General features: G+C 67.5%; 23 protein-coding genes. 10 read left to right on the top strand and 13 right to left on the bottom strand.

Going from position 1 to position 26,681, the window contains the following annotated elements:
* Positions 1-10: 10 nt before the first annotated feature.
* Positions 11-3,259: an efflux RND transporter permease subunit gene (locus ACXZ1E_RS09510; RefSeq protein WP_458040284.1), complete on the bottom strand. Its 3,249-nt coding sequence runs from the start codon at positions 3,257-3,259 to the stop codon at positions 11-13.
* A gap of 97 nt (positions 3,260-3,356) precedes the next feature.
* A complete protein-coding gene (locus ACXZ1E_RS09505) occupies positions 3,357-4,349 on the bottom strand; it encodes a DNA topoisomerase IB (RefSeq protein WP_458040283.1) in 993 nt (330 codons plus the stop codon).
* 302 nt (positions 4,350-4,651) lie between these two features.
* Here ACXZ1E_RS09505 and ACXZ1E_RS09500 point away from each other — a divergent pair, with 302 nt between their 5' ends.
* From ACXZ1E_RS09500 to ACXZ1E_RS09490, 3 genes are all read left to right on the top strand, one after another.
* A complete protein-coding gene (locus ACXZ1E_RS09500) occupies positions 4,652-4,816 on the top strand; it encodes a hypothetical protein (RefSeq protein ID WP_181003470.1) in 165 nt (54 codons plus the stop codon).
* A 215-nt stretch (positions 4,817-5,031) separates the two neighbouring features.
* The gene (locus ACXZ1E_RS09495; protein ID WP_458040282.1) at positions 5,032-5,907 is read left to right on the top strand and encodes a DUF4097 family beta strand repeat-containing protein; all 876 of its coding nucleotides are present in this window, start codon (positions 5,032-5,034) and stop codon (positions 5,905-5,907) included.
* Positions 5,904-6,512: a PadR family transcriptional regulator gene (locus tag ACXZ1E_RS09490; RefSeq protein WP_458040281.1), complete on the top strand. Its 609-nt coding sequence runs from the start codon at positions 5,904-5,906 to the stop codon at positions 6,510-6,512. The genes ACXZ1E_RS09495 and ACXZ1E_RS09490 overlap by 4 nt, the downstream gene beginning before the upstream one ends.
* Positions 6,513-6,583: 71 nt before the next feature.
* Here ACXZ1E_RS09490 and ACXZ1E_RS09485 read toward each other — a convergent pair whose 3' ends face one another.
* Positions 6,584-7,135: a universal stress protein gene (locus tag ACXZ1E_RS09485; RefSeq protein WP_458040280.1), complete on the bottom strand. Its 552-nt coding sequence runs from the start codon at positions 7,133-7,135 to the stop codon at positions 6,584-6,586.
* A gap of 148 nt (positions 7,136-7,283) precedes the next feature.
* On the opposite strand from ACXZ1E_RS09485, the gene ACXZ1E_RS09480 reads away from it, so the two are divergent.
* Positions 7,284-7,448, top strand: a complete 165-nt coding sequence (locus tag ACXZ1E_RS09480) for a DUF3073 domain-containing protein (RefSeq protein ID WP_081766276.1) — start codon at positions 7,284-7,286, stop codon at positions 7,446-7,448.
* Between the two features lie 117 nt (positions 7,449-7,565).
* Here ACXZ1E_RS09480 and ACXZ1E_RS09475 read toward each other — a convergent pair whose 3' ends face one another.
* From ACXZ1E_RS09475 to purM, 4 genes are read right to left on the bottom strand one after another with little or no spacing between them, the layout of a single operon-like run.
* Positions 7,566-8,432 (bottom strand): ABC transporter permease, encoded by an 867-nt coding sequence (locus ACXZ1E_RS09475; RefSeq protein WP_458040279.1) that lies wholly within the window; start codon positions 8,430-8,432, stop codon positions 7,566-7,568.
* Positions 8,429-9,406: an ATP-binding cassette domain-containing protein gene (locus ACXZ1E_RS09470; RefSeq protein ID WP_458040278.1), complete on the bottom strand. Its 978-nt coding sequence runs from the start codon at positions 9,404-9,406 to the stop codon at positions 8,429-8,431. The genes ACXZ1E_RS09475 and ACXZ1E_RS09470 overlap by 4 nt, the downstream gene beginning before the upstream one ends.
* A gap of 60 nt (positions 9,407-9,466) precedes the next feature.
* Positions 9,467-10,927 carry an amidophosphoribosyltransferase gene (gene purF, locus ACXZ1E_RS09465; RefSeq protein WP_458040277.1) on the bottom strand — a complete coding sequence of 487 codons (1,461 nt, stop codon included), beginning with the start codon at positions 10,925-10,927 and terminating at the stop codon, positions 9,467-9,469.
* A gap of 5 nt (positions 10,928-10,932) precedes the next feature.
* Positions 10,933-12,075, bottom strand: a complete 1,143-nt coding sequence (gene purM / locus ACXZ1E_RS09460; protein ID WP_458040276.1) for a phosphoribosylformylglycinamidine cyclo-ligase — start codon at positions 12,073-12,075, stop codon at positions 10,933-10,935.
* A 98-nt stretch (positions 12,076-12,173) separates the two neighbouring features.
* Here purM and ACXZ1E_RS09455 point away from each other — a divergent pair, with 98 nt between their 5' ends.
* The gene (locus tag ACXZ1E_RS09455) at positions 12,174-12,782 is read left to right on the top strand and encodes a zinc-binding alcohol dehydrogenase (RefSeq protein ID WP_458040275.1); all 609 of its coding nucleotides are present in this window, start codon (positions 12,174-12,176) and stop codon (positions 12,780-12,782) included.
* 8 nt (positions 12,783-12,790) lie between these two features.
* Here ACXZ1E_RS09455 and ACXZ1E_RS09450 read toward each other — a convergent pair whose 3' ends face one another.
* The 3 genes from ACXZ1E_RS09450 to ACXZ1E_RS09440 all read right to left on the bottom strand — a co-directional run bounded on the left by ACXZ1E_RS09450 (position 12,791) and on the right by ACXZ1E_RS09440 (position 18,052).
* Complete coding sequence (locus ACXZ1E_RS09450; RefSeq protein WP_458040274.1) at positions 12,791-14,062, bottom strand: DUF222 domain-containing protein; 1,272 nt, start codon at positions 14,060-14,062, stop codon at positions 12,791-12,793.
* A gap of 137 nt (positions 14,063-14,199) precedes the next feature.
* On the bottom strand, positions 14,200-14,499 hold the full coding sequence (locus ACXZ1E_RS09445) for a potassium transporter Trk (protein ID WP_458040273.1): 300 nt from the start codon (positions 14,497-14,499) through the stop codon (positions 14,200-14,202).
* A 16-nt stretch (positions 14,500-14,515) separates the two neighbouring features.
* Positions 14,516-18,052: an HtaA domain-containing protein gene (locus ACXZ1E_RS09440; RefSeq protein WP_458040272.1), complete on the bottom strand. Its 3,537-nt coding sequence runs from the start codon at positions 18,050-18,052 to the stop codon at positions 14,516-14,518.
* A 171-nt stretch (positions 18,053-18,223) separates the two neighbouring features.
* On the opposite strand from ACXZ1E_RS09440, the gene ACXZ1E_RS09435 reads away from it, so the two are divergent.
* From ACXZ1E_RS09435 to ACXZ1E_RS09425, 3 genes are read left to right on the top strand one after another with little or no spacing between them, the layout of a single operon-like run.
* On the top strand, positions 18,224-19,342 hold the full coding sequence (locus ACXZ1E_RS09435) for a heme/hemin ABC transporter substrate-binding protein (protein ID WP_458040271.1): 1,119 nt from the start codon (positions 18,224-18,226) through the stop codon (positions 19,340-19,342).
* A gap of 53 nt (positions 19,343-19,395) precedes the next feature.
* Positions 19,396-20,475 carry a FecCD family ABC transporter permease gene (locus ACXZ1E_RS09430; protein ID WP_458351935.1) on the top strand — a complete coding sequence of 360 codons (1,080 nt, stop codon included), beginning with the start codon at positions 19,396-19,398 and terminating at the stop codon, positions 20,473-20,475.
* The gene (locus ACXZ1E_RS09425; protein ID WP_458040270.1) at positions 20,472-21,281 is read left to right on the top strand and encodes a heme ABC transporter ATP-binding protein; all 810 of its coding nucleotides are present in this window, start codon (positions 20,472-20,474) and stop codon (positions 21,279-21,281) included. Before ACXZ1E_RS09430 ends, ACXZ1E_RS09425 begins: the two co-directional genes overlap by 4 nt.
* Positions 21,282-21,311: 30 nt before the next feature.
* Here ACXZ1E_RS09425 and ACXZ1E_RS09420 read toward each other — a convergent pair whose 3' ends face one another.
* Positions 21,312-21,668, bottom strand: a complete 357-nt coding sequence (locus ACXZ1E_RS09420; protein ID WP_458040269.1) for a sterol carrier family protein — start codon at positions 21,666-21,668, stop codon at positions 21,312-21,314.
* 188 nt (positions 21,669-21,856) lie between these two features.
* Between ACXZ1E_RS09420 and purD the strand changes: the two genes are divergently transcribed.
* Positions 21,857-23,143 carry a phosphoribosylamine--glycine ligase gene (purD, locus tag ACXZ1E_RS09415; protein ID WP_458040268.1) on the top strand — a complete coding sequence of 429 codons (1,287 nt, stop codon included), beginning with the start codon at positions 21,857-21,859 and terminating at the stop codon, positions 23,141-23,143.
* A 37-nt stretch (positions 23,144-23,180) separates the two neighbouring features.
* Entirely contained in the window at positions 23,181-24,107 is a 927-nt protein-coding gene (locus tag ACXZ1E_RS09410) for a phosphoribosylaminoimidazolesuccinocarboxamide synthase (RefSeq protein WP_458040267.1), read from the top strand.
* 42 nt (positions 24,108-24,149) lie between these two features.
* On the opposite strand, the gene ACXZ1E_RS09405 is transcribed toward ACXZ1E_RS09410, so the two are convergent.
* Together ACXZ1E_RS09405 and ACXZ1E_RS09400 are read right to left on the bottom strand one after the other, a co-directional pair.
* Complete coding sequence (locus tag ACXZ1E_RS09405) at positions 24,150-25,193, bottom strand: LacI family DNA-binding transcriptional regulator (protein ID WP_458040266.1); 1,044 nt, start codon at positions 25,191-25,193, stop codon at positions 24,150-24,152.
* Positions 25,194-25,215: 22 nt separating this feature from the next.
* Positions 25,216-26,679, bottom strand: coding sequence for a GH1 family beta-glucosidase (locus tag ACXZ1E_RS09400; protein ID WP_458351934.1), 1,464 nt, complete (start codon positions 26,677-26,679; stop codon positions 25,216-25,218).
* Between the last annotated feature and the right edge of the window lie 2 nt (positions 26,680-26,681).

Below are 26,681 nucleotides of genomic sequence, written 5' to 3'. Positions count from 1 at the left end.
CCCGTGCTCGTCAGCCGTCGTGCTCGCCGCGGCGCACCCGACGGGTCTGCTGCACGGGCGCTGCCGCCGGATACCCGCCGAGCAGCGGTGAGCTCGCTTCGGCCTTCTCGTGTGTCGAGCGTCCGTCGTCCGGCTCGCGGGGGTCCGTCTCGCGGGGCTCTGACGCCGACGATGCGGGTCCGCCCCGTCGCGCGACGCGCCGTTCTTTAGCCCCTTCGACCAGGTTGTAGAGGGTCGGCAGGACGAGCAGCGTCAGCACGGTCGACGAGACGAGTCCGCCGATCACTACGATCGCGAGCGGCTGCGAGATGAACCCGCCATTTCCCGTGATGCCCAGAGCGAGGGGCAGCAGCGCGAAAATGGTCGCAAGCGCGGTCATCAGGATCGGACGAAGGCGACGCGCGGATCCCGCGACGGTCGCCTCGTAGGCGCTCAGCCCCTTTTCGCGGTACTGGTTGACGAGGTCGACGAGCACGATGGCGTTGGTCACCACGATCCCGATCAGCATCAGCACACCGATGAGGGATGCCACCCCGAGCGGAACCCCGGTCAGGATCTGCAACAGGATCGCGCCCGTGGCCGCGAACGGCACGGACACCAGCAAGAGCAGGGGCTGGCGCAGGGACTTGAACGTCGCAACCATGATGATGTAGACGATCAGGATCGCGGCGAGCAGGGCCAGACCGAGCTGCGAGAACGAATCCTGTTGCTGCGAGATGACTCCTCCCACCTCGGCGTCGGCGCCCACGGGCAGCTCGATGTCGGCGAGGGCTTCATTGACCGACGCCGATGCGGCATTCAGGTCATCGGTCGAGGGAGTGACGGTGACCGTCGCGGTGCGCTGCCCCCGCTGCGTCGTGATCGAGGTGGGTCCATCCGTCTCGTCGACCGCGGCGATTTCGTCGAGACGCACCGGTCCGGCCGCGGTCGGCACCTCGAGCGCACGCAGCGCATCGAGCGTGGCGGGCGAAGCGGATGCCGCGAGATACACCGTCAACGCGGTGTCGTCGATCTCGATCGATCCGATCGACTGGGGCTGCATCGCGCCCGACACGAGTGCTCCCACGGCAACCTCCGACAGCCCACGGGCCGCAGCCGCATCGCGGTCGACAACTACCGCGATGTAGGGCAGAGACGCCGACAGGTTGCTCGTCACCTGGCCGATACCGTCCCGGCCGTCGAGGGCGGTGACGACGTCGGCCGTCGCCTCCTCGAGCGTCCCCCGGTCGGGAGCGCTGACGTCGATGTCCACGTCGCTTGACCCGAAGCCTCCGCCCGACCCCGCGACCGCGATATCTCCTGCACCCTCGAGGTCGGACAGCGTCGACTGGACCTGCTCACGCAGCTCGACCTGATCGACATCCGAATCGGTCGTGATCGAGTACGTGATCCCGGCGCCGCCACCCGAGAAGGCATCGCGAAGCGCCGATCCGCTCGATCCGATCGAGACCTGGACGGTCTCGATGCCATCGATCTTCAGGAGCGCCTCTTCCACCCGAACTGCCGCGGCGTCTTCGCTGTCGAGGCTCGCCGCCGGGCCCAGATTCTGGGTGACGGTGAAGGTGTTCTGCCCGGAGTCACCGAGGAAGTTGGTCTTCATGAATGGAGCGGCGGCGGCCGTGCCACCGAGCACCACGAGCGCAAGAATCAGGGTGACTGCGGAGTGCTTCAGCGTCCACGAGAGGACCGGCAGGTAAGACCTCTGCAGACGCGTGTGCGGCGCGGTCGGCGACTCGGGATCGACCGCAACCCCTTCCGCGTCGAGGAGCGCCTTACCCGGGCGCAGGAACCAGTACGCCAGGACGGGCACGATCGTCAGGGCAACGAACAACGAAGCGAGCATCGCGATCGTCACCGTGAGAGCGAACGGACGGAAGAGCTCACCGGTGACATCGCCGACGAACACGATCGGCAGGAACACCGCGACGCTCGTCAGTGTCGAAGCCGTGATGGCCGCCGCGACCTCGCGCACCGCCAGCAGGATCGACGCGGTCTTGTCGGCGTCGCCCACATAGTGCCGTTTGATGTTCTCGATGACGACGATCGAGTCGTCGACCACACGCCCGATGGCTATCGTCAGAGCACCCAGTGTGAGGATGTTCAGCGAGTATCCGAAGGCCTGGATGCCGATGAACGTGATGAGGACGCTTGTCGGGATCGAAATCGCGGTGACAAGAGTCGAGCGCACCGACAGCAGGAACACCAGGATCACGAGAACCGCGAACACAAGCCCGAGCAGGCCTTCTTGCGCGAGCGCCTCGATCGATTGCTGAATGTACGGGGCCTGATCGAACACGACCGTGAAGCTCGGCCCACCCAGACTCCGCTCGATCTCCGGGAGCAGCGTGAGCACACCGCGCGAGACGTCGACGGTGTTCGCCGCGGGCAGCTTCGTGATCGCGATGGTCAGCGCCGGCTCACCGTCGACCCGCGATATCGACGTGACCGGATCGGTGGCTTCCACCACGGTGGCGACATCGCCGATCGTGAGGGTTTCGGCACCGAACTGATCGGCGCTCGTCGGCACCAGTGGCAGGGCGGCGAGTTCGTCGACCGTGGTGATCTTGACCCCGGTCTGCACCGTGAGCGTCTGATCCGCCTCCGTGATCTGACCGCCCGGGAACAGTACGCCGTTCTGATCGAGGGCGTCACGGATGGCCTGCTGGGTGAACCCGGCGGCGGCCAGCGATGCCGTGTCCGGCGTGATGGTGATCCTCTGGCCGATCCCGCCGACGATCTGAGCGGCGTTCACCCCGTCGACATCCTCGAGGTCGGGAATCACACTCTGATCGAGCTGAGCCTGGATCGAAAGCGAGTCATCGAAGCCGGTCACGGCCAGTTGAATGACGGGGAAGTCGTCGAAGCTGGCGGCGATGACGTTCGGTTCGACCGACTCGGGCAGCTGCGCGTCGATGCGGTTGATCGCCTGGGTGATCTTCTGTTCGGCCGTGGCCAGGTTCGTGCCGTAGGTGAACGATGCCGAGATGATCGAGGCGTTGGTAGTGCTCGTCGCGACCGTCGACTCGAGCCCCTCGATGCCCTGGATGGCGGTTTCGATCGGCGTCGAGACATCCGTGTTCACGACCTCGGGCGAGGCGCCCGGATATGCCGTGACGATGGCTAGCTGGGGGAACTCGATCGACGGAATGAGCTCCTGCTTGAGGCTGGTCAGCGCCAGGCCGCCGAACACCGCCGCCACGATCGTGATCAGGGCGATGAGCGCGCGGTTCTTCAGGCTCAGGATGGCGAGGTTCGACACGGTCGGCCTTCGATGAGAGATGGCACGGACACCGAGCCGGAGTCCGGAGATCGATACGCGAACGTATCGGTTTCAGTATCTCATCCGATGGGCGCCGTTAGCCCGTGAGCAGCTCGCGGATCGCCGTCTCGGCGGCCACGTCAAGATCGAGCACTCGACCCTTCTCGTAGGCCCGGAACACCCGCGGATCGATATAGCTGCTGCGAGCAACGGCGGGGGTGTTGCCGAGGCCGTCGGCGGTGGCGCGGATGGCAAGCAGTTCCGCCCGTTTGCGGTCGGTCTTCGTCTCGACCAGACCGATGCGGGCCAGCGCCTCGGCGGCGAGGATGGTGCCGCGCAGCGTCCGGAAGTCCTTGGCCGTGAAGGATCCGCCGGTCAACGCGCGCACGTGTGCATTGACGTCTCGGGGGGTGAGGGCGACGCGACGCCGACCCTGCGCGTACGCGAGCAGGGGGGACCGCGGTCGTCCCGCGACGAGCTCGCTGATCACGGCGGCGAGATCCGAATCATCGACGTCGATGAGGGCCTGTTTACCGCTCTTGGCGGGAAAGGACAGCGTGACGACCGTGCCATCGACCGACGCATCCTTGCGGATGAGCGTGGTGAGGCCACGGCTGCCATTGGCCTTGAGATATCGTGCGGATCCCACACGGGGCGCCGCTTGGTCGAGCAGCCGGAACGCCGTCGCGAGCACCCGTTCGCGATCGAGCGCCTCACGGCGCAACGCCGTCGTCACGCGCGCTCGGGCGCGCGGGATCACCTCGGCGAGTTGCAGAGCTCGCGCGAACTTTCCGCGGTCGCGAGTAGAGCTCCACGCCGCGTGGTAAAGATACTGACGCCGACCCGCATCATCCGTGCCGACCGCCTGAATGTGACCGCGGGCGTCACGGGCGATCCACACATCCCGCCACGCCGGAGGGATGACAAGTGCCTCGACGCGCTCGACATCGCTCGCCCCGGCGGGCCTCCCACGATGGTCCGCGTACCGGAATCCGGAGCCGGAACGGATGCGTTGCAGTCCCGCATCCTCGAGCGGTCGCACACGAACGAGTCGGCGCGCGCCCGCGGTTGAGCCCCGTCCGTTCGCCATCGATCCGCACTCCCCGTCGCTGATCGCGACGTGCGATCCAGACGAAACATAGTCTCTCCGGTGACACCACCTCGAGGACTTGACACGCGGCACTCGAAGCGCCAGCGATGCAATCGCGCCCCCGGTCCGGCTCCGCACGACGTGATATCACCGTCCGAGAGGCCTCGTCAACCCCCTCGCACGCCCCGTGGCTCACCCTTAGCGTTTTTTCCACAGTGCCACCCGCACGTCGTTCGCATGCGTCCGCCGATTCAGACATCTGGCGCACGCACGTTCGGACAACACACATAAGGAGCCTCACCATGAACCTCGCAGCCCTCATCATCATCATCATCGCGGTCGTCCTCGCCATCACGGGCGGCATCTGGTCTGCAGCCAACTGGCTGATCTGGGTTGCCATCGTGCTTGCCGTGATTGCGCTGATCATGTTCCTGCTCCGACTCATCACGGGTCGCAGCAAGGTCTAGGAATGTCCGGCCGCGCGCGTTTCGGGTGCGTGCGTCGGCCCTCCCCCGCGGATGCCGCGGTCCAGCTTTCGCGCTGGACCGCGGCATCCGTTCTTTGGTGACCGGATGCTCTCCGTGAACATCGTGTCCATCTCTTCGTCCCTGCGCAAACACGATATATCGTGTTATTCTCGTGACTCACGATATATCGTGTATTCGAGCGCAAGGAGCGTGCCATGACATTGGAAAAGTGGATCGTCCACCCCGGCGAATCGCGCGTGATCGACGTCGAGTCGGTCAACAAACTCAAGGTCGGTCTCGTCGGTGGCCAGATCGACGTGATCGCGCACGACGAGCCCGGCATTCGCATCGAGGTTCACGCAGTCACCATCAAAGACCTGCGCATCGAGGCGACCGGCGACACGATCGAGATCGATCACCCGCAGCTGCGCTGGGACAACTTCCTCCAGGTCTTCCGCAATTTCGGCGCGGGCGGGCCGAAGGCCGACATCAGCGTCGCCGTGCCGCGCAACATCGCGCTCAACCTGGGCGTCGTTTCGGCCAGCGCGCTCGTCGCCGGACTCGCGAGCGACGTGCGGCTGAACACGGTTTCGGGTGACATCATCGTCGACGGACTCACGGGCGACCTGCAGGTGAACGCCGTCTCGGGTGACGTGCAGGCCCACGAACTGGTGGGCGCACTGACCGCCAACAGTGTGTCGGGCGACGTGGCGGCGACCGGCACGATCCGGAAGGCCACCGTCGACACCGTCTCGGGCAGCGTCATGCTGGACACCACCGGTCCCGTCCATCAGATCGGTCTCAACACCGTCAACGGCAACGCCACGGTGCGCCTCGATCGATCCCTCGCGGCCAACTACGTCGCGCGCAGCGTGAGCGGTCGCGTGCAGGTCGACGGCGTGGTGCGGTCCGGCTCGGGTCCGACTAGCTACACCGGTTCGACGGGTGAACTGAGCGGGTCGTTCGCAGACATCCGCACCAACACGGTGTCAGGCGACGTGACCGTGCTTCGCCGGTCGGTCAGCGAAAACACTCCGGCCGTCGATGACACCGCTGCTCACCACGATGTGGATGTCGAGGACGCACGATGAGTCCCGTCTTCTCGCATGGCGATCTCCGCCTGTACCTGCTCAACCTGCTGAACGAGGCACCGCGCCACGGTTACGACATCATCCAGGCACTCTCAGACCGCACCGGCGGCACATACACCCCGAGCGCCGGCACGGTCTATCCGCGCCTCGCCAAGCTCGAAGAAGAAGGCCTCGTCACCAAGAGCGTCGACGGCCGCAAGACCGTCTACGAGATCACAGCGGCTGGACGCGCCGAGGTGGCATGGCGTGCGGGCGATCTCGAGGGCATCGAGGCGGGGCTGGCCGACTCGGTCCGCCTGATCGCCGACGAGGTGCGCGGAAGCGTCCGTGAGGCGATGAAGAGTCTGCGAGCAGATCTGGCCGCTTCGGCCCGGGACGAGCGCGACGCGGATGCACCGTCCTCCCCCTCGGATGATCCGCGCGGGCGCAGCCGCGAACAACTCCACCGAGCCGATGCGATCGTGAACGACTTCCGTGGGCGCCTCCGCGCAGAGCTGCGGACGCACGTGGCTCGCGGTCGTCTGCTCGAATCGGGTGTGATCGACGACCTCGCGGCATCCCTCGAGGGTGCTCTGAAGGATCTGCGATCGGCGCTCGGTCGCTGACCTGTTCGAAGCTGGCTAGTCGGTTCGCCCGGCCCGGCAAATGAGTGGGGCGGTTCTCGGAGCCGCCCCACTCATTCCTGGGGCCAGAGGTCCTCGTCGTCCGCGGCCGCCGTGCCGAGCGGCACGACGAGAACCGGGCGGTGCTGGCGGTGGGCCAAGCGCGCGGCCACCGACCCGGTGAAGAACTCCCGGATCGATTCACCGATACCGCGGTCGCGTGTGCCGACCACGAGCAGTTTGGCGTCGAGACGCTCGGCGAAGTTCTTCAGGGCGATGGCGGGATCGCCGACGAGCTGACGCAACTCCCATGCGACACCCTTGGCGTCGAGAGCGTCGTGGGCAGCCTGCCGCACCGAATCGAGCTCGGCCGCGCCCGGCGTGATGTCGATGTCGAGCGGGGCCGAGTGCACGTAGCCATCCGGGTCTTCATACGTCACGAAGCGCGTCATGTCGACGTGCACGATCACGAGCGGCGCGTTCATGAGACGGGCGAAGTGTGCACCCTCGCGCATCACCCGAGCAGATTGGCCGGGCACCGCGGCGACAATGACCGCGCCGCGTAGCGCAGCATCGCGCTCGCCGTCGCTGGCACCATTCGAGGAATCTGGGTTGATGGTGGTCATCGCTGCTCCCTCACGGTAGCGGAGCACCCGGCTTGCCCGTGTGCGCCCGTGCTATTCTGAATGCTACTCTTACCGGCCTCGAGCCGGTCTCGTGAATGCATCGGGCACCTCAGACATGCCCGCAGCTCTAGTCGTGAGGGGGTCTCGCATGGGTCGTGGCCGTCAGAAGGCGAAACACACCAAGATCGCTCGCGAGCTCAAGTCTTACAGCCCGTCGGTCAACTACACCGCGCTCGAACGTGAGCTCGGGCACACGAACGACGATCTTTACGTCGACAAGTGGGCGGACGAGTACGAGGACGAAAAGGCCTGACGGCCTCTCCGCGCACGACGTCGCCTAACCGCGACTCGCGCCGTCCATCAGCCCCGCAACTCCGGGTCCTGACGCTGAATCATCGACGGATTCCGACGTTGTGCTCGGCGAGCCCGGTCAGCGGTTGAGCGACGCGAACTTGCGGACCGACAGCGGCACGAAGACGACGAGCATCACGACCGTGAAGATCAGCACGTAAAGCACCGGGTTCTGCAGCGGCCACGCATCCGCCGTCGGCGATCCCTCCGCGACATTGCCGAACAGAACGCGTGCCGCCTGCACGAGGGCCGACACGGGGTTCCACTCCGCGAAGACACGGAGCGGCCCCGGCAGGTTCTCGCTCGGGACGAACGCGTTCGAGATGAACGTGAGCGGAAAGAGAATGAGGAACGAGGCGTTGTTGATGATCTCGGGGCTGCGCACCGAGAGCCCCAGAAAACTCATCACCCATGAGAAGGCGTACGAGAACAGGATGAGCAGGCCGACCCCCGCGAGGAAGCTGACGACCGACGACTCCACACGCCAGCCGACCAGCAGACCGGTCAGCATCATCACGATCAGCGACAGCACGTTGATCACGAGGTCGCCGACCGTGCGTCCGATGAGCACCGCCGCTCCGTTCATCGGAAGCGTGCGGAACCGGTCGATGATCCCGTCCTTCAGATCCTGCGCCATCGCGGAACCTGAGTAGGTCGACCCGAAGACGATCGTCTGCGCGAAGATGCCCGCCATGAGGAACGACGTGTAGCTCTCACCGGGAATGTCGATCGACGAACCGAAAACGAACGTGAACAGCAGCACGAACATGATCGGCTGGATCAGGGTGAACACCAGGATGTCGGGGACGCGCACGATCTTCTTGATGTTGCGCCATGTCGCGACGTAGCCATCGGAGAGGAAGCGGCTGACCGTCGTGCCGGGGATGGGCTGAAGTGACCCGGCCGGGGACGGCGTCGTACCGCGAGCGGTGTCGGACGTCGTCATGCTGCAGTCTCCTCGGTTTGCGTGTCTTCGGCGGCATGCCCCGTGAGCTGCAGGAACACGTCGTCGAGGGTCGGGCGGCGCATGCCCGCGTCGTGGAGTTCGATGCCGGCCGTGGCTACATCGGCCATGATCCTGCCGAGGGCGTCGGCCCCGTCCGCAACGGGGACAACGAGGGTGCGCCCTCCGTCGGAGACCACCGGCCCCGTGCCGTATCGCTGCAGAACCTGCTCGACCGCGGGCGCATCAGCTTCTTGCGCGAAGCTGATCGCCACCCGCTGTCCCCCGACCGATGACTTGAGCTCGTCGGCCGTACCCTCGGCGATGACCCGACCGGTATCGATGATGGAGATCGAATCGGCGAGACGATCTGCCTCTTCTAGGTACTGGGTCGTCAGCAACACCGTCGTGCCGCCCGCGACGAGCGACTCAATCACATCCCAGAGCGCGAGCCGACTACGCGGATCGAGGCCGGTCGTCGGTTCGTCGAGGAACAGCACCGGCGGGTTGATCACGAGAGCGCCGGCCAGGTCGATCCTTCGGCGCATGCCGCCCGAGAAACCCTTGACGGGTCGATTCTGAGCATCGACCAGGTCGAACAGTTCGATGAGCTCTCGCGCCCGCTGCGCCGCTCGCTTGCGACCCAGGTGGTAGAGCAGCCCGACCATGAGCAGGTTCTCGAATCCGGTGAGATTTTCGTCCACTGCCGCGTACTGTCCGCTCGCGCCGCTCATTCGACGGACGGCCTGGGGGTCGGCGAGAACGTCGATGCCGTTGATGCGCGCGGCACCCGAGTCCGGTCGGATCAGGGTCGTCAGCACCTTGACGGTCGTCGTCTTGCCCGCACCGTTGGGCCCAAGCAGCGCGGTGACGGTGCCCTCGGGCACGGTCAGATTCAAGCCGTCGAGCGCCCGCACCTCGGGGGCGCCCTTCGGCTGGTATGTCTTGACGAGATCACTCGCCTCGATAAATGGCATGAGCGCGAGCGTACTCCGCGCCTGCGACATCCAGGCATTCCCGCTGGGCGAACCCAGGAGTCAGGAGGTCTGCGAGCCCTCGACCCAGGCCAGGTACTCGTCCGAGACCGTGCCCGTGATGTAGCGGCCATCAAAGCAGCTCATGTCGAGGTCGGTGACATCCGACCCCTCGAGGATCGCGGCCTTGAGGTCGTCGACCTCCTGGTAGACGAGGAAGTCACAGCCGAGTTCTTCCGCGATCTCGGGGATCGTGCGGTCGTGGGCGACGAGCTCCTGACGCGAGGGCATGTTGATGCCGTAGACGTGCGGGTAGCGGACGGGCGGGGCCGCGGAGGCGAACGTGACCGTCTTGGCCCCGGCATCCCGAGCCATCTGGATGATCTGCTGGCTGGTCGTGCCCCGGACGATCGAGTCGTCGATCAGCAGCACGTTCTTGCCCTTGAACTCGCTCGACATCGCGTTGAGCTTCTGCCGCACACTCTTTCGGCGCACCGCCTGACCGGGCATGATGAACGTCCGGCCGACGTAACGGTTCTTGTAGAACCCCTCGCGGTATTCGATGCCGAGCTTGCGCGCCACCTGCATCGCTGCCGGACGCGACGAATCCGGGATCGGCATGACCACGTCGATTGTCTCGGTGGGGGTGTACTTGGCGATCGTGTCGGCGAGACGGTCGCCCATACGCAGACGGGCCTCGTAGACCGAGATGCCGTTCATGATCGAGTCGGGACGCGCCAGGTAGACGTACTCGAACGAACACGGCACGAGCTTCGCGTCAGCGGCGCACTGCTTCATGTGCAGGTGCCCCGCGAGGTCGATGAACACGGCCTCGCCGGGCATCACCTCGCGCACAACGTCGTAGTCGCCGTTCTCGAGCACGAGGGATTCGGATGCGACCATCCACTCGTAGCTCCCCGCCGCGGTCTTGCGTGTGCCCAGAATGAGCGGACGGATGCCGAAGGGATCGCGGAACGCGAGCAGCCCGTGACCGGCGATCAGCGCAATCGTGGCGTACGACCCCTCGACACGCTCGTGCACGCGCGACACGGCCTGGAAGATCTGCTCGGGATCGAGATCGAGGCCTGAGATCGACGCCTGCAGTTCGTTCGCGAGGACGTTAACCAACAGCTCGGTGTCGGAGGTGGTGTTGAGGTGTCGACGATCCTTGCTGAACAGCTCCTGCGTCAGCTCACGCGTGTTCGTCAGATTGCCGTTGTGCACCAGGACGATGCCGTACGGAGCGTTGACGTAGAAAGGCTGCGCCTCTTCTTCATTGCCCGCCGTGCCCTTCGTCGCGTAGCGCACGTGACCGAGCCCGATCGTGCCCATCAGGGCACGCATGTCACGTGTACGGAAAGCCTCGCGCACCTGACCGCGCGCCTTCGCGATGTGGAAGATGCCGCTCGGCTCGGCCGTGGCGATGCCCGTCGAGTCCTGCCCGCGGTGCTGCAACAGCAGCAGGGAGTCATAGATGTCCTGATTGACCGACCCTTGGCCGACCATCCCAACGATGCCGCACATGGGGTTTAGTTCGCTCCATCCGCGTAGGAACCGACGAGGCGTACGGCGCCGCCGTCGACCCCCTTGGCTCCCTGTTCGAAATCGCCCTCGGGTAGCGGGTCGTCGCGCACGGTGCCCACAGGCCAGGCGGCGATGCCGTCCCGACCGAGCGCCGCGATCGCCGCGTCGGACCGATCGGCGGCAATGACCGCGAGGAACCCGATGCCGAGGTTCCAGGTGCCCTCGGTCTGCTCGAGCGTGATGCGTCCCGCATCGGCGAGCACACGGAAGACCGGCGGTGGTGACCACGTCGTGCGGTCGACATCGACCCAGGTTCCCTGCGGCAGCACGCGCGCGAGGTTGGCCGCGATACCGCCGCCGGTGACGTGGCTGAGCGCGTGGACGCCCGCGCCGGGACGCAGCTCGTCGACGAGGCGCAGAAGCGGAGTCGTGTAGAGGCGGGTCGGTTCGAGGAGCGCTTCACCCCAAGATGTCGCGGCACTGGATGTCGCGGTGGTGAGTTCGGCGGCGCGGTCGGTGTAGGCGATCCCGCGGTCCGTGATGATGCGGCGGACGAGCGAGAATCCATTCGAGTGCAGGCCGCTTGAGGCGAGTGCCAGCACGACGTCGCCCGCGACGATGCGCTCGTGGCCGAGTACGTCCGCCGCCTCAACGACGCCCGTCGCTGCTCCCGCGATGTCGTAGTCGTCGTCGGCCAAGAGGCCCGGGTGCTCGGCGGTCTCACCGCCGACCAGGGCCGTGCCCGTCTCGGCGCAACCGCGCGCGATGCCCGCGACGATGTCCGCGATGCGCGCGGGAACTACCTTGCCGCACGCGATGTAGTCCGTCATGAAGAGCGGCCGGGCGCCGACCACGACGATGTCGTCGACGACCATGCCGACGAGGTCGATCCCGACAGTGTCGTGCTTGTCGATGGCCCGGGCGATCGCGATCTTGGTGCCCACGCCATCCGTGCTCGTCGCGAGGAGCGGGTGATCGAAGTCGCGAAGAGCCCGCGCGTCGAACAGACCCGCGAAGCCGCCGACGCCCCCGAGGACTTCGGGACCATGCGTTGCGCGCACCGCTGACTTCATGAGTTCTACGGCGAGGTCGCCTGCCGCGGTGTCTACTCCGGCGGCGGCGTAAGGATTGAGCGAGGCTGAGGCCACCCGCACAGCCTACCGGCCCGTCCGGGGCGTCGGATTCGGTCGCCCCGCTCCGGTACCCGCTGTCGAGGGCCGAGGGGCCCGCGACCTACAATGACGGCATGCCCAGCGCCGCAGGTCCGGAGTGGGTGATCCGCGAGGATGCGAATGTCGCGGTCATCCTGGCCCTTGCGCTGCGCCAGCTCGTGGGGGTGCGCTGGCCCGACGAGCTGCCGCCCCTGCGCGGGCTGTCGTCGAACGACATCGAACGCGACGAGGCGGAGCAGTCTCGGCTCGAGCGACAGTGGCGCGAATACTGGGCGATGACCGTCGAGCCGCAAGCTCATCCCGCTTCGGGGCCTCTCGACCTGGTCGACGGGTTCGAAACCTACGTCGCGCTGCCCGTCGAAGGGTTCGACGACCTGCGGGCGGCGATCGCCCCGCACACCAGCGCCGTCGCCTTCGCTCGCGCGGCTCACGATCGCCACGCCGGAGACTCGCTCGGAAGGTCCGGCGTTTCGTACCGGGCCTATGCGGGCGCTATCGCCCAGCACGAACGCGAGGTCGGGCGACGTGCCCACGCTTTCGAGCTCAACGTGCAGGTTCTTCCGCTCACGCAACGCGGGGTCTGGTGGATCGGGTCACTCACGATCGCCGTGACGGACGGACTGCGCAGCGATGTCGTCGCGTTCGACGCCGCGATCCACCCGATCATCGCCGAACTCGCGTAAACGCTGCCTCAGAACGGTGGTGGATCCGTGTTCGGGGTGAAAATGACCAGCGCGGGCGGTGGTTTGTCGATGTAGACGCGGCCACCGGGTGAGGTCCATTCCAGGATTCCGCCGCCGAGTTGTCGGACGGTCCACGCGGTCTCGCCCTTCAGGGTGTGGTGTCGTTTACAGAGACACGCGAGGTTGCAGGTGCTGGTTTCACCTCCCAACGCGTAGTCGAGGGTGTGGTCCCGGTCGCACCGGTGGGCGGGTTGCCGGCATCCGGGGAATCGGCAGTGCTGATCCCTCGCCCGCAGGAACCGTTTCATGTCGGCGGACGGTGTGTACCGGTCCACGGCGAGCACACACCCGGTGATCGGGTCAGCCAGAACGCGATCCCATCCGGTCGCGTGTCCCGCGAGTTGCCGGGCCGTGGCCGGGTCGATCGGGCATCGGCCCACCAGTTCGGCGGGCTCGTCGGTCACGCCGGCCAGCGCCAGCGCGGGCACCGTGACGTTCACGATCCCGCGGATCGCCCCGAGACCCCCGAACCCGTCCGAGAACCCGGAACCCGTTTCAACGTTGGGGGTCGTTGTCAGCATCATGTCCGCGACGAGGTCCGCACGAATCTGATCGATCGTCCGCACATCCGTGGGGTCGGCGTTCTTGATCGCCTGGGCCTGCTGCGTGATCCGGTCGTGCATCGCATGCGCGAGCACAGCGGGCTGGATGGTGCTGAACTCCGCCATCCCATCCCCGATGTCCCGCACACACGCACCCCGCGACGCACGCGCCTCTTCGTGCCGTTCCGCGAGCGGTCGCGGCTGCAGCGACTCCGCAAGCCGCGCGAGGGATGACCCCAGCCGTCCCGGTGTGGTTTCTTCGGCACGCATCAGCGCTTCAGTCTCGAACAGGGCGCGTGCGTCCGAGTCGGTGATCGGGAGGCCGTGTTCCATGATCACCGCAACGTGCCCGGTACTCACCCGTCCCTCATCCCACGCCGCGAACGTGGCTGGGAACGACTCCTCCAGCACCGCGGCATCGTTCATACGGCGCTGCACGGTCCGGTCGGACATGTTCGTTGCGGCACCGAGTTCCGCCGCCAATGAACGAAAAGGCAGTTCCGCCTCGCGGGAAGAAGGGGAGGCGAGTTCCGCGACCCGGTGCATCCCCTCCGCGGCTGCCTCCGCGAAAATGCGGGCCAGCGCGGCCTGCCCCTGCTCGGCCACACGCATCGCCTCAGCGCACCGGTCTGCGAAGTCCCGAGCTTTGACATCGACCCCACGAGTGTTCGAATGCATGTTCGAAACTCTACGGATGACCACCGACATTCACGCCCCGAAAAGCCCCAAATCGCGCCGAAAACACGGCGAAAAGATGAGAGTTCTCCCATCTGGAAACCAGAGGTCGAACCGACGCAGAGCGCCGTGTTCAGATGTCAGTCGACGATGGTCTCGTGGTCGAAGCTGACGGTGCGCGCGCGGCGCTGCGAAGCGCGATCAAACACGAGTGCCACGACTCCCCCGACGGCCAGACCGACAGCGATACCGATGAGGGCGAGGAACCCGAAGACCTGGGTCGACGAGTACGTGACATCCGTCAGCGGGCTGATCGCCTCTTCGCCTGTGGCGAAGGCCAGAATCAGGGTGACGAGGACTCCGAGGAGCGCGCCCACCGTCAGGAAGACCCCGTACTTGGGGGCCCGGCGCACGCGCCCCTCGACGATTTCGTTGCTCACCCCTCCATTGTCGCACCTACACGGACGGTCCGGCCTGGTCGTGGGCGACCGCATCGGCTGAGGCTGCGTCCACCGCGCGACGGCGACGAACGACGATCGTGACGGCGAGGGCGACGATCAGCGCCAGCCCGATTCCCCCGGCGACCCAGGGCCAGACCGGGAGCGGATCCGTGGTCGCCGAGGCATCCGTCTCGGGCGCCGCGAGCGGCTCGTCGTCATCGATCGGTGCGGCAACGGCTGCCACACCACAGTCTGCCGCCAGGGGAATCTCAAGGGTCAACGGGTCGAGCTGTTCACCCTCGGGGTAGCTGCCGAAAGCCGTCGCACCGGCGGCGGTCAGCGTCACCGCGACCCCGTCGAGCACGATCGAGTCGGTGCCCACGGCATCCGCTGGCACGTCGAACTCGGCGAACCGAACGCCGGTCATCGCGATCGGCTCGCCCGACTGGGTCGTACCCGTGATGTCGAAGACGACGTAGCCGACATCACCCGCGAACTCGATGCGCGCGGCGGTGAGCGACGTGTCGAGCGCGCCGTCGTGGCCCGTGAATCGGATCGTGCCCCCGAAGTCGACGACTCCCGTGACGGCACTCGCGCCGGATTCGGTGTCGAGCGATCCCGCGCCAGCCGCCCAGACGAAGTCGGGGTAGTCGTAGGCGACGCCGTCGAGCTCCCACCCGCCCGCCGCGATGCCCTCGATGTAGGTGCGGAACGACTCCTTGAATCCCCATCGCATCGAGGCGTCCTCGACCACACACGCGCCGAGGGCCTCGGCCCGCGCCAGGGTGAAGGCGACGCCGCGGGAGACCGAACCCTGGAAGGTCAGGGTGTGCTCGCCATCGGGGAGGGTTGCGGGGAGCGAACCGGTCCAGGTCGCGACACCGGATGCATCCGCCACGAGATTCGTCGCCAACACGGTCGGCGTCGAATAGACCACCACGGCAATGCCGGTCTCGCCCGCGGCGAAGCCGTCCGCCTGGACCGTGACCGCTGCGCCCGACGAGAGGGCGGCGAGCGTGTCGGCGTCGAGCACGATGCCGGTGGTCGCCGGGGGCGTGGTCGGAATGGTGCGTGCCACCGACTGTGTGGCAGCGCCCGCCGTGGCGACTGTGCCGGTCGAACCCGAGGGCGCCGCCGCCGCTGATCCGATCCTGAAGGTGACCGGGTCAAGGCTCGTGTACGCGCCCTGGAACAGGGCGCTCCCCGCCGAGGTCAGCGAGACGGCCGCGTTCGTGAACGTCACCGCCGAGCCCGAGACGCTGCGGGCAGCCGTGCCGACCCCGACGTTTCCGAGGTGCAGGCGGGTGCCGCCGTTCGTGACCCACAGCTGCGCCGAAGCGGGCGACGTGAAGCGGAACTCGGGGTTCGCGAGCGAGACGTCGAGGATGCCCCCGTGGCCCGTGAACCGCACAGCGCCGGCGTAAGACACGTTTCCGAGTCCGGTCACCGGATCGTAGGTCGAACCAGCCGCCTGGCCGAACTGGAAGAGACCGCCCGAGCGGGTCGCGCCTCCCGAAACGGTGACGCTGCCGTTCGCGGTGCCCGTGATGTAGGTCATGAACCGCGCCGAAATGCCCCAGCTGAGCTGGCCGCCCTCGACGAGCTGGGCGGGGGCGGCCGGATCGACCGGAGTCGACGGGACCTCGGGCTCTTCGGGCACCGTGCCGGGGAACAGGATGTCCCACTGCGACGGGCTGATCGAGACATCCGCTCGTGCGTAGATCGTCTCGTCGGTCGGAGTGGTGTGCCCCTGCCAGACGATGACCTCGTACTGCTTCGTGCGGTCGAGCTTCTCTGTCGGAGCGACGATCGTCTTGTCGAACGCCCCGCCGGTGATCGCACCCGGCGTCATCCAATAACCGAACGCGACGTACCCGCCGCTGCCGGTGACGGAGGACTCCGCGCCCTTCTCGATGACCGCCGCGTAGGCGCCGGCGATATCGGCGAAGTCCGAACCGAGCACACGGATCGAGGCGCCATCGGCCTGAGACACCTCGGGCACGGTCACGTCGATCGAGGGCGGCGGCGTCAGCGTCACGGGAACGCTGAGCTCCTGCTCGGCGTTCGTTACGCCGCCTGCCGCGTAGGTGTAGACCCCGTACCGACCGCCCTCGGGCGGTGTCGCGGGCTCGGTCACCGTGACGGTCGTGCGGAACGAGCCATCCGATGCGATCGGCGCCCACTGCGCACGGATCACCGACTGGTACTGCGACGGCACCTGGTCGAGCACGCTCTCGGCGAGCGCCCACTTCTGCGAGGTCGCCTTGCGTGTTGCACTCGAGGCGCCCTCGGACGGCTGCCACTCTTCGGCGAAGCTGCCGAACACGACGTAGGTGCCCTGCGGCAGGGTGTTCGGGATCGGCACTCCACGGCCGCCGACGTTCGCGGACGGGTCGTATCCGGAGCCCTCGACGACGAGTGTGTCACCGAACTCCACGGTGTTCTCACCCAGGGGCGTCACGCCGTCTTCGAGATAGACGGACAGCGACGGCGCCGACATGACATCGACGAGAACCTCGCGCTCCTGGGCCGCGTTGTTCACACCGCCCGCACCGTAGGTGTAGACGCCGTAGCGACCTCCTTCAACGAGGGCGCTCGGTTCGGTGACGGTGAGGGTCGTCTCGAAAGAACCATCCGATTCGATCGACGCCCACTGTGCGCGAACCGCGGCCTGGTAGTTACTCGGAACCTGGTTCAGCACCACTTCGGCGAGCGCCCACTTCTGCGATCCGACCTTGCGGGTACTGCTCGCGGCGCCCTGCGAGGGCTGCCAAGACTCGGCGAAGTGTCCGAAGACGACGTAGGTGCCTTGCGGCAGCGTGTTCGGGATCGGCGCGCCGCGGCCGCCGACGTTCGCGGTCGGGTCGTATCCCGTGCCGCGCACCACGAGGGTGTCGCCCGCGCGAACCACCGTGTCAGCGACGGGCGTCACGCCATCGGCGAGAAACACCGAGAGTTCGGGAGCGGATGCCGGAGGTTCCGTGGGCTCGGCGGTGGGTTCTGCGGTCGGCTCCGTCGTCGGCTCGGTCGTGGGCTCGGCGGTCGGCTCCGTGGTGGGCTCCGTCGTCGGCTCCGGCTCGGGCTCAGCGGGCGGGAAGACCGCATCCCACTGCGTAGAGGTGATCGCGACGTCGCTGCGCGCGTAGATCGTCGCCGAGTCGGCGGCCGAATGGACCTGCCAGATGAGCACCTCGTAGGTCTGGGTGCGATCGAGCGAGCCCGGTGCCGCGGTCAGGGCGAAGGATGTCGCTCCGTCGACGATCGAGGGGAACGGCATCGCGAACGCGGCGTAGCCGCCCGAGCCGCTGATCTGCGACTCGGTGCCCTTCACGATCAGCGCCGCGTAGGCCTGCGTAGCTGTGCCGAGGCCGGATGCCTCGACGGACACCGTCAGCCCGGATCCCTCGGAGGCCGACGTCACGGTCCCCGAAATCACCGCGCCGTCGAGAGCGCGTGCGGGCACGGCTCCCACCACGCCGGCGGCGACCAATATGAGGGCCAGGACGGCGGCGAGGATGCTGCGAATGGGGGTGATCGAGGGTGCTGCGGTCACGATGATGGGTCTCCGAAAGACACGCATAGCGGCGCTCGGTCGCACGCGAACGAGATCGCCGGAGATGCCGGATGGTCGGGATGCATGAGGTTAGGCTTAGCTAACTTGTTTGCCTTTTCGACGGTAGGGCATGACCTCTGGATTCGTCAACATTTAGGTTAGCCTGTCCTAATGCAACGCACTCTCGCCCTCTTCCTCGTCGCCGCGATGTGCACCCTCTCGGGCTGCGCCGTGGCGGGAGCCGAGGCATCCGCCACCTGCGTGCATGCCGACGCCCCCCTCGCATCACTCGACCTCGTCGACGACGTTCGCGCGACGACGGGGGGTGACACCGCGTGCCTATCGACTCGCGGTGTCACCCCGGTCGACGACGACGCCGCACCCGACCTCCCGGTCACCGTCATGGACGCCGAGGGCCGCGAGGTCGAGATCACCGACGTCAGCCGCATCCTCCCGATCGATATTTCGGGCACGATCGCGGCCACCGTGTTCGGCCTCGGGCTGGGCGGGAACGTGGTCGGACGCGACCTCTCGACAGCGTTCGCCGGAACCGAGGATCTGCCCGTCGTCACGAAGAGCGGGCACACCCTGAATGCCGAGGCGATCCTCGAAATTGCTCCCACCATCGTGCTCACCGACACCTCGATCGGCCCCAAAGAGGTGCGACAGCAACTGCGTGAGGCCGGCATACCCGTGGTCGTCGTCTCGTCGGAGCGCCGCGTCGACACCGTTGACGACCTGGTGAACGAGATCGCCGTAGCGCTCGGCGTGCCGTCCCGCGGCGCGAACCTGATCGACCGCCTCGACACCGAGGTTGAGGATGCGCGTGCCGAGATCGCAGCGATCACCCCGACAGACCCGGCCGACCGGGCACGCATGCTGTTCCTCTACGTCCGCGGCAACGCGAACGTCTACTACATCTTCGGTCGAGACTCGGGAGCCGACTCCCTGATCGAGGCGGTCGGTGGCGTCGACGTCGCCTCCGAAATCGGCTGGGAGGGCATGAAGCCCATGACCGCCGAAGCCCTGGTCGCGGCACAACCCGACGTGCTCGTGATGATGACGGACGGCCTCGCCTCGGTCGGCGGGATCGATGGCCTCATCGAGCGGATCCCGGCACTCGCACAGACCCCCGCCGGCCAGCACCGCCGTGTCGTGGATATGGCCGACACCGAGATCCTGAGCTTCGGCCCACGCAGTGCCCAGATCATCCGCGCCCTCGCCCGCGCCGTCTACGCGCCAGCCGACTCCCCCGCACCCGCCGAGACAACCCCGAGCGCTGCCCCGTGAGAAATCGTGCCGCGAGCGCAGAATCTCTGCGCTCGGTTCCTTCGAGCGCGGAGGTGGTTTCGAGCGCGGAGGTGGTGCTGCCGACGCTCGCCCGCAACCGCCGCCCGCGGTTCGTGATGATGACGTTGTGCCTCGCCGTCGCGCTGATCGTGACCGTCGTCTTTTCGCTGGGCGCGGGTCAGTTCGCTGTGTCGCCGACCGAGGTCGTGGGCATCCTGCTGCGTGCGGTCGGGATCGACAACGCCTGGGCGCCGGATGCTCCGACCGCGACCGGCGTGCTGCTCGACATCCGGCTGCCCCGTATCGTCATGGGCTTGCTCGTCGGCGCCGCGCTCGCGGTCTCGGGAGTCTTGATGCAGGCGATCTTCGGCAATCCCCTGGCCGACGCGGCGGTGGTCGGGGTTTCGTCCGGGGCCGCCCTCGGAGCCGCCGCGAGCCTGACCTTCGGCCTCACCATGTTCGGGCTGTGGACGACACCCGCGTGGGCGTTCGCGGGCGGACTGGTCGCGGTGTTCTCGGTCTACCTGATCAGCCGGTCCGGCGGCCGAACGGAGGTCGTCACGCTGTTGCTGACCGGGATCGCGATCAACGCGATCGCCGGTGCGGGCCTGGCGTTCCTGACGTTCATCGGCACGACCTCGACCGGCGAGCAGATCGTGTTCTGGCAGCTCGGCAGCCTGAACGGGGCGCTGTGGCAGAACATCGCGCTCATCGTTCCCCTCATCGTGGTCGGCATCGCGATCGGCATCGGTGTCGCGCGCCGTCTCGACCTCTTCGCCCTCGGCGAGCGCACCGCCCGCCACCTCGGCGTTCATGTCGAGCTGCTCCGCATCGGGGTCATCATCACCGTCGCCCTGCTGGTCTGCGCCGCGGTCGCCTTCGCGGGCATCATCGGCTTCGTGGGACTGGTCGTCCCGCACCTCATGCGCATGGCGATCGGGCCCGCTCACCTGCCGCTCGTGATCACGAGTGCGCTCGGCGGCGCGCTCCTCCTCGCCCTCGCAGACCTCGTCGCGCGGACCGCTGTGCCCCTCGCGGATCTGCCCATCGGCATGATCACCTCCCTCGTCGGCGGGCCCTTCTTCCTGTGGTTGCTGGTGCGAACGCGCAAGCGCGCCGGAGGTTGGGGATGACGGGGCTCGCGGGCCCGCAGCGGATCGTCGCATCCGGAATCCGCGTGATGCCGGATGCCTCGGCCCGGCCCATTCTCGACGAGGTGCCGATTCTCGACGACGCGGCGATCGACGTGCGGGCAGGCGAGGTACATGCCCTGGTCGGCCCGAACGGGGCGGGCAAGTCGACGTTGTTCGGCGTGCTCGCGGGCGATGTGTCGCCGGTCGCGGGCACCGTGCACCTCGACGGGGTGGAGCTGCGGGGGCACCGACCGCGCGACCTCGCCCGCCTTCGAGCCGTGCTGTTGCAACAGAACGCGGTGAGCTTTCCGTTCTCGGTCATCGAGGTCGTGCGGATGGGCCGGGCGCCCTGGGCGCGGACCCCCCAGGAAGACGACGACGACGCGCGCGTGGCGGAGGCCATGCGTGTGACCGAGATCGCGGTGCTCGCCGACCGCACCGTCACCTCGCTCTCGGGCGGCGAACGTGCCCGCGTCGCGCTGGCACGTGTGCTCGCGCAGAGCACGGGCATCCTGTTGCTCGACGAGCCGACTGCGGCACTCGACCTCAAACACCAGGAAGACGTGCTGCGGGTCGTGCGCGACCGCGCTCGCGCGGGGGACGCCGTCGCGATCGTGCTGCACGACCTGAACGCCGCGCTGGCGCTTGCCGACCGCGTGACGCTCCTCGACGCGGGGCGCGTGGTGGCCACGGGATCGGCGGCAGAGGTACTCACGGCGGATCGGATCGCCGCTGTCTATCGACAGGCGGTGGATGTGTTTCCACATCCGGTCACCGGGGTGCCGCTGGTCGTTCCGCGGCGCTGATCCACCTGCGGCGGGCCTCGGGCTCTGCGGTCAGGGGTTGAGGGGCAACAGGTTCGCGAGGTCCGCCCGGCTGCCGGAGGCGTGCACCCGGCCGGACGCCACCGCGGCGGACCACGTCTCGGCTCCGGTTGCGAGGGCGATCCAGGTCGCGGCATCCGTCTCCACCACATTGGGGGGAGTGCCGCGCGTGTGCCGCGGGCCCTGCACGACCTGCACGGCGCCGAACGGCGGGATCCGGACCTCGACCGTGTTGCCGGGCGCCTTCTCGGTGAGCAACTGCAGCAGGTAGCGGACCGCGGTGGCGAGGTCGGTGCGGGCGGGAGTTTCGGCGGCGCGCACCGCGGCGAGCGCGGCTCGGCCGGCCTCGGTGGTGATGGCGCGCGGCATGTCTCCACGGTAGCCCGTTCGCAATTCAGTCTCGCGGGATGGCTAGGCCCGGCCGGGTCCCGAATTTTCGCGGCGCGCTACCGACGCCACCACGCGGAGACTGAATTCCGAACGCGGGATCCTCGAGAAGCCCGACGTCACAGTCCCGCCCACAACAGTGCCAGGCGGCACGTCGGTAGGCTGGAGGCGTGCGTATCCTCGTCCTCGGTTCCGGTGCCCGCGAGCACGCCATCATCCTGTCCCTGCAGTCCGAGGGGGCCGGGCATGAGATCTTCGCCGCCCCGGGCAACGCCGGTATCGCCCGCGACGCCACGATCGTCGCCCTCGATTCCGTCGACCCGGGCGCCGTCACCGACTTCGCCAACGACGAGGCCATCGACCTGGTTGTGATCGGCCCCGAGGCTCCCCTCGTCGCGGGCGTCGCCGACGCCTTGCGCGAGCGGGGGATCCCCGTGTTCGGCCCCGGCAAGGCTGCAGCGCAGCTCGAGAGCTCGAAGGCTTTCGCCAAGCGCGTCATGGAGGCGGCGGGTGTTCCCACGGGGCGGGCACTGCACGCGCGGACGCCGGACGAGGTCGGCGACGCCCTCGACGCCTTCGGCGCACCGTATGTCGTGAAGGCCGACGGCCTCGCGGCGGGCAAGGGTGTGCTGGTCACCGAGGACCGGGCGGCCGCCCTCGCGCACGCCGAGTCATACCTCTCGCAGGGCGCCGTGCTGGTCGAAGAGCACCTGTCCGGCCCCGAGGTCTCACTCTTCTTCATCTCGGACGGCGACACCGTGCGTGCGCTCAGCCCCGCGCAGGACTACAAGCGCGCGCTCGACGGAGACGCGGGCCCCAACACGGGCGGTATGGGCGCGTACTCCCCTCTCCCCTGGCTGACCGAGCGATTCGGGGGCGAAGCGGAGTTCGTCGAGCTCATCACGCGCGAAGTCGCTCTCCCGGTCGTCAAGCATCTGGATGCCGAGGGCACTCCGTTCATCGGACTGCTCTACGCCGGGCTCATCGTGACCGACGGCGGTGTGCGCGTGATCGAGTTCAACGCGCGCTTCGGCGACCCCGAGACCCAGGTCGTGCTGCCCCGACTCGTGAGCCCGCTCTCCGAGCTGCTGATGTCCGCGGCCTCGGGCACCCTCGAGGACGTCGCCCAGCCGGCCTTCGCCGAGGCGGTCGCCGTCACCGTGGTGGTTGCGAGCGAGGGCTACCCGGCAGCGCCCGTGACCGGTCGGCCCATCGGTGGGCTGGATGCAGCGGCATCCGTCGAGGGCGTGCACCTCGCCCACGCAGCCACAGCCTTGTCAGAAGCGGGAAACGACGGAGGCGGACTGATCGCATCCGGGGGCCGTGTCGTCGATGTCGTCGCTCTCGGGACGACATTCGCCGAGGCCCGCAAGCGCGCCTACGAGGCCGTCGACCTGATCGCGCTCGAAGGTTCGCAGCACCGCACCGACATCGCCGCCGGGGTCATCGAGCGCTGAGCCCGCGCCGCCACCGCGTCTTCGGGATAATGGTCGCGTGACCCCCTCCTCTGATCTTCCCGGCTGGCGCCACGTCTACTCCGGAAAGGTTCGGGACCTGTATGTTCCGGCCGACACCCCGGATGGTGTCAGCGCAGAACGGATGCTGGTCGTTGCATCCGATCGTGTGAGTGCCTTCGACCACGTGTTGTCGCCGGGGATTCCCGACAAGGGTGAGCTGCTCACGACACTGAGCATGTGGTGGTTCGATCTGCTGGAGGGCGGCGACGGCGGTCCGGCGGTCCCGAACCACCTCGCCCCCGACTCGGCCCTGTCGGACGACGACGAACCCGTGCGGCTCATCCCGGCCGAGGTTGCGGGGCGGGCCATGCTGGTGCGCCGCCTCGACATGCTGCCGATCGAGTGCGTCGTACGCGGGTACCTGACGGGCTCCGGGTGGGTCGAGTACCAAGCCGCGGGGACGATCTGCGGCATCCCGCTGCCCGCGGGGCTCGAGAACGGCGACCGCCTCCCCGAACCGATTTTCACGCCCGCGTTCAAGGCCGAGCTCGGCGAGCACGACGAGAACATCAGCTTCGAGCGCACCGTCGAGCTGGTCGGCGAGCAGGCCGCCCACGCCCTGCGGGACGCATCCCTCGAGATCTACGAGCGCGCCGCCCGCCGCGCGGCCGCACACGGCCTGATCCTCGCCGATACCAAGTTCGAGTTCGGCACCGACGAGCAGGGGGTTCTGCGCCTGGCCGATGAGGTACTGACGAGCGACTCGTCCCGCTACTGGGATGCCGAGGCGTGGGCGCGTGGGGGTACACCCGACGAGCGGATGGCGAGCTTCGACAAGCAGATCGTGCGCGACTGGCTGGCGGCACACTGGGACCGCACCGGCGAACCGCCGGAGCTGCCCGACGAGATCGTGGTGCGCACCGCGGGTCGATATCGCGAGCTGCTCTCGCGACTGACCACGTGACCGCTTCCCGCTAAAGCCCCGCGCCGGGCGGCAGCCCCAGCCTCACCGACCGGGACCCGCCGGAAGAACCGAGTCGCGGATGATGAGCTCCGTGTTCAACATCGTGACCCGGGGCGGATCCCGATCGGCGAGCAGGTCGAGGAGTACATCCGCCATGCGCTCTCCCTGTGTGAACGACGGCTGACGCATCGTCGTCAGATGCGGCGAAACAGTCGTGGCCACCGGGGAGTCATCGAACCCGACGATCGCGATGTCTTCCGGAACCCGGATGCCTGCACGTCCCAGCACGGCGAGCGCACCACGCGCCATCAGGTCACTCGCGATGAACAGCGCGTCGGGGCGCTCGGGTGCCTCGAGGATGCGCTCCATCGCGCGGGCACCGCCGTCCGCCGTGAAATTTCCATCCTCGACGGGCCCCGGCTCCAGACCGGCGGCATCGAGCGCCTGACGGAACCCCTCGAGCCGGTCCACACCGGCAGGCATGGTCAGGGGTCCCGAGATCATACTGATCCGGCGGTACCCGCGACCGATGAGGAACTCGGTAACCTCCTGGCCACCGCGCACGTTATCGACGTCGACGTAATAATCCCGTTCGCGGGCACGCACGGGACGACCGCCGAAGACGACGGGAACGGCCGTCGCGATGCGGTCGATGAACGTGTCACTCGTGTGGTGCGACACGATGATCGCGCCGTCGACGCTGCCGCTGCGCAGGTAGCTGGTGGTCTTATCGCCGGGGTCGTCGCTGGCGATGAACAGGTTGAGCACGTAGTCGGACTTATTGACGCGATTGTTGATGCCCAAGACGATGGCGGCGAAGAACGGGTCCCCGAAGAAGCGTGTTGTCTCTTCCGGTACGACCAGCGCGATCGCGTGGGTCTGCCGGGTCGCCAAAGAACGTGCGGCGCGATTGGGCACGTAATTCAGTTTCGAGATCGCGCGGTTGACGGCCTCGAGCGCGGCCGGGCTGACCGAGGTCGACCCGTTCACGACCCGGGAGACCGTGGACCGCGAGACGCCTGCCGCCGCCGCGACCTCTTCGATCGTGGCAGTTCCCTGCGAAGAGCGAGTCCCGATGTCGGCCATGTCATGCCTTCCTGCGCGGGACCTAATCGACCGCGTCGACCTGCTTCGCAGCGTCATCGAGCGTGCGCTCCGCGATGATCCGAGAGTACTCCCGGCCGCTGTCCTTGATCGACCGCACCTGAGTCTCATAGTCGACGCGCACGATACCGAAACGCTTCTCATAGCCCCACGCCCACTCGAAATTGTCGAGCAACGACCAGTAGAAGTATCCGCGCACGTCGACGCCCGCCTCGATCGCGTCGAGCGTCGCGCCCAGATGAGCGCGCACGAACGAGACGCGTTCATCGTCGTGCACGCGCACCACGCCGTCCTCGTTCACTGCTTCGTCGTTATAGGCGGCGCCGTTCTCCGTCACGAAGAGCGAGGTGCCGGCCGGTTCTGCGTAGTCCTCCCAGACGCGCACGAGCAGTCGCGTCAAACCCTCGGGCTGCACCTCCCAGTTCATCGGAGTGCGCGGCAACCCGCGCTCGTGCCAGTAGATGTTCTCGGATGACGGGAAGGGCGAAGCGCTCCGGCGGTCGGTCGGCGCATCCCCCGGTGTCGGTGGGATGACGGGACGGCGACCCCCGACGAGCTCGCCGTGGTAGTAGTTCACACCCAGCGTGTCGATGTGCGTGGAGATCGTCTCGAGATCGCCGGGCAAGATGGCCGCCCGCAGAGCATCGTCGGCGATCTCGTCGAAGATGTCCTGCGGATAGGTGCCGCGGAAGATCGGATCGAGGAACCACCGGTTGAACTGACCGTCGATGCGCCGCGCGGCGTCAAGGTCTGCCGGGTCGGTGGGGTCGACGGGATCGGCCACCGTGAGGTTCAGCGTGACACCGAGGTTCAGGGAGGCATCCCGCGCCCGCAACTCACGCACGGTCTGTCCGTGACCGAGCAGCAGGTGATGCGCCGCCAGCATGCCCTCGGTCTTGCTGTAGTGACCGGGCGCGTGAATTCCCGCCGTGTAGCTGAGGAACGACGAGCACCACGGCTCGTTCAGCGTGGTCCAGACATTCACGCGATCACCGAGGGCGTCGTGCATGTCGAGCGCGTACTCGGTGAACCGGTCGGCCGTGTCGCGGTTGGTCCATCCGCCACGCTCCTCGAGCGCCTGCGGCAGGTCCCAGTGGTAGAGGGTCAGCCACGGCAGGATGTCGGCGCCCAACAGCTCGTCGACCAGGCGCTTGTAGAAGTCCACTCCCTCGGGATTCAACGCCCCGCCGTCGGGACGAACGCGCGACCACGATGTCGAGAAGCGGTACGTCTGCAGCCCCATCGACTTCATCAGCGCGACGTCGTCGCGGTACAGGTGATAGTGATCGCACGCGACGTCGCCGTTATCGGCATTGATGACGGCCCCGGGGACCCGCGAGAAGGCATCCCAGATCGAGTCCCGGCGGCCACCCTCGTGTGCAGCGCCTTCGATCTGATAAGCCGCGGTCGCAGCCCCGAAGAGGAACTCGGGGGGAAACGAACGCTCGGTGCTCTCAGTCATGCTCATGG

It is taken from the genome of Pacificispira sp. HM-600 (assembly GCF_977993705.1).
The sequence above is the reverse complement of the archived record's forward strand: the minus strand, read 5'-3'. Positions and strand labels throughout refer to the sequence as shown.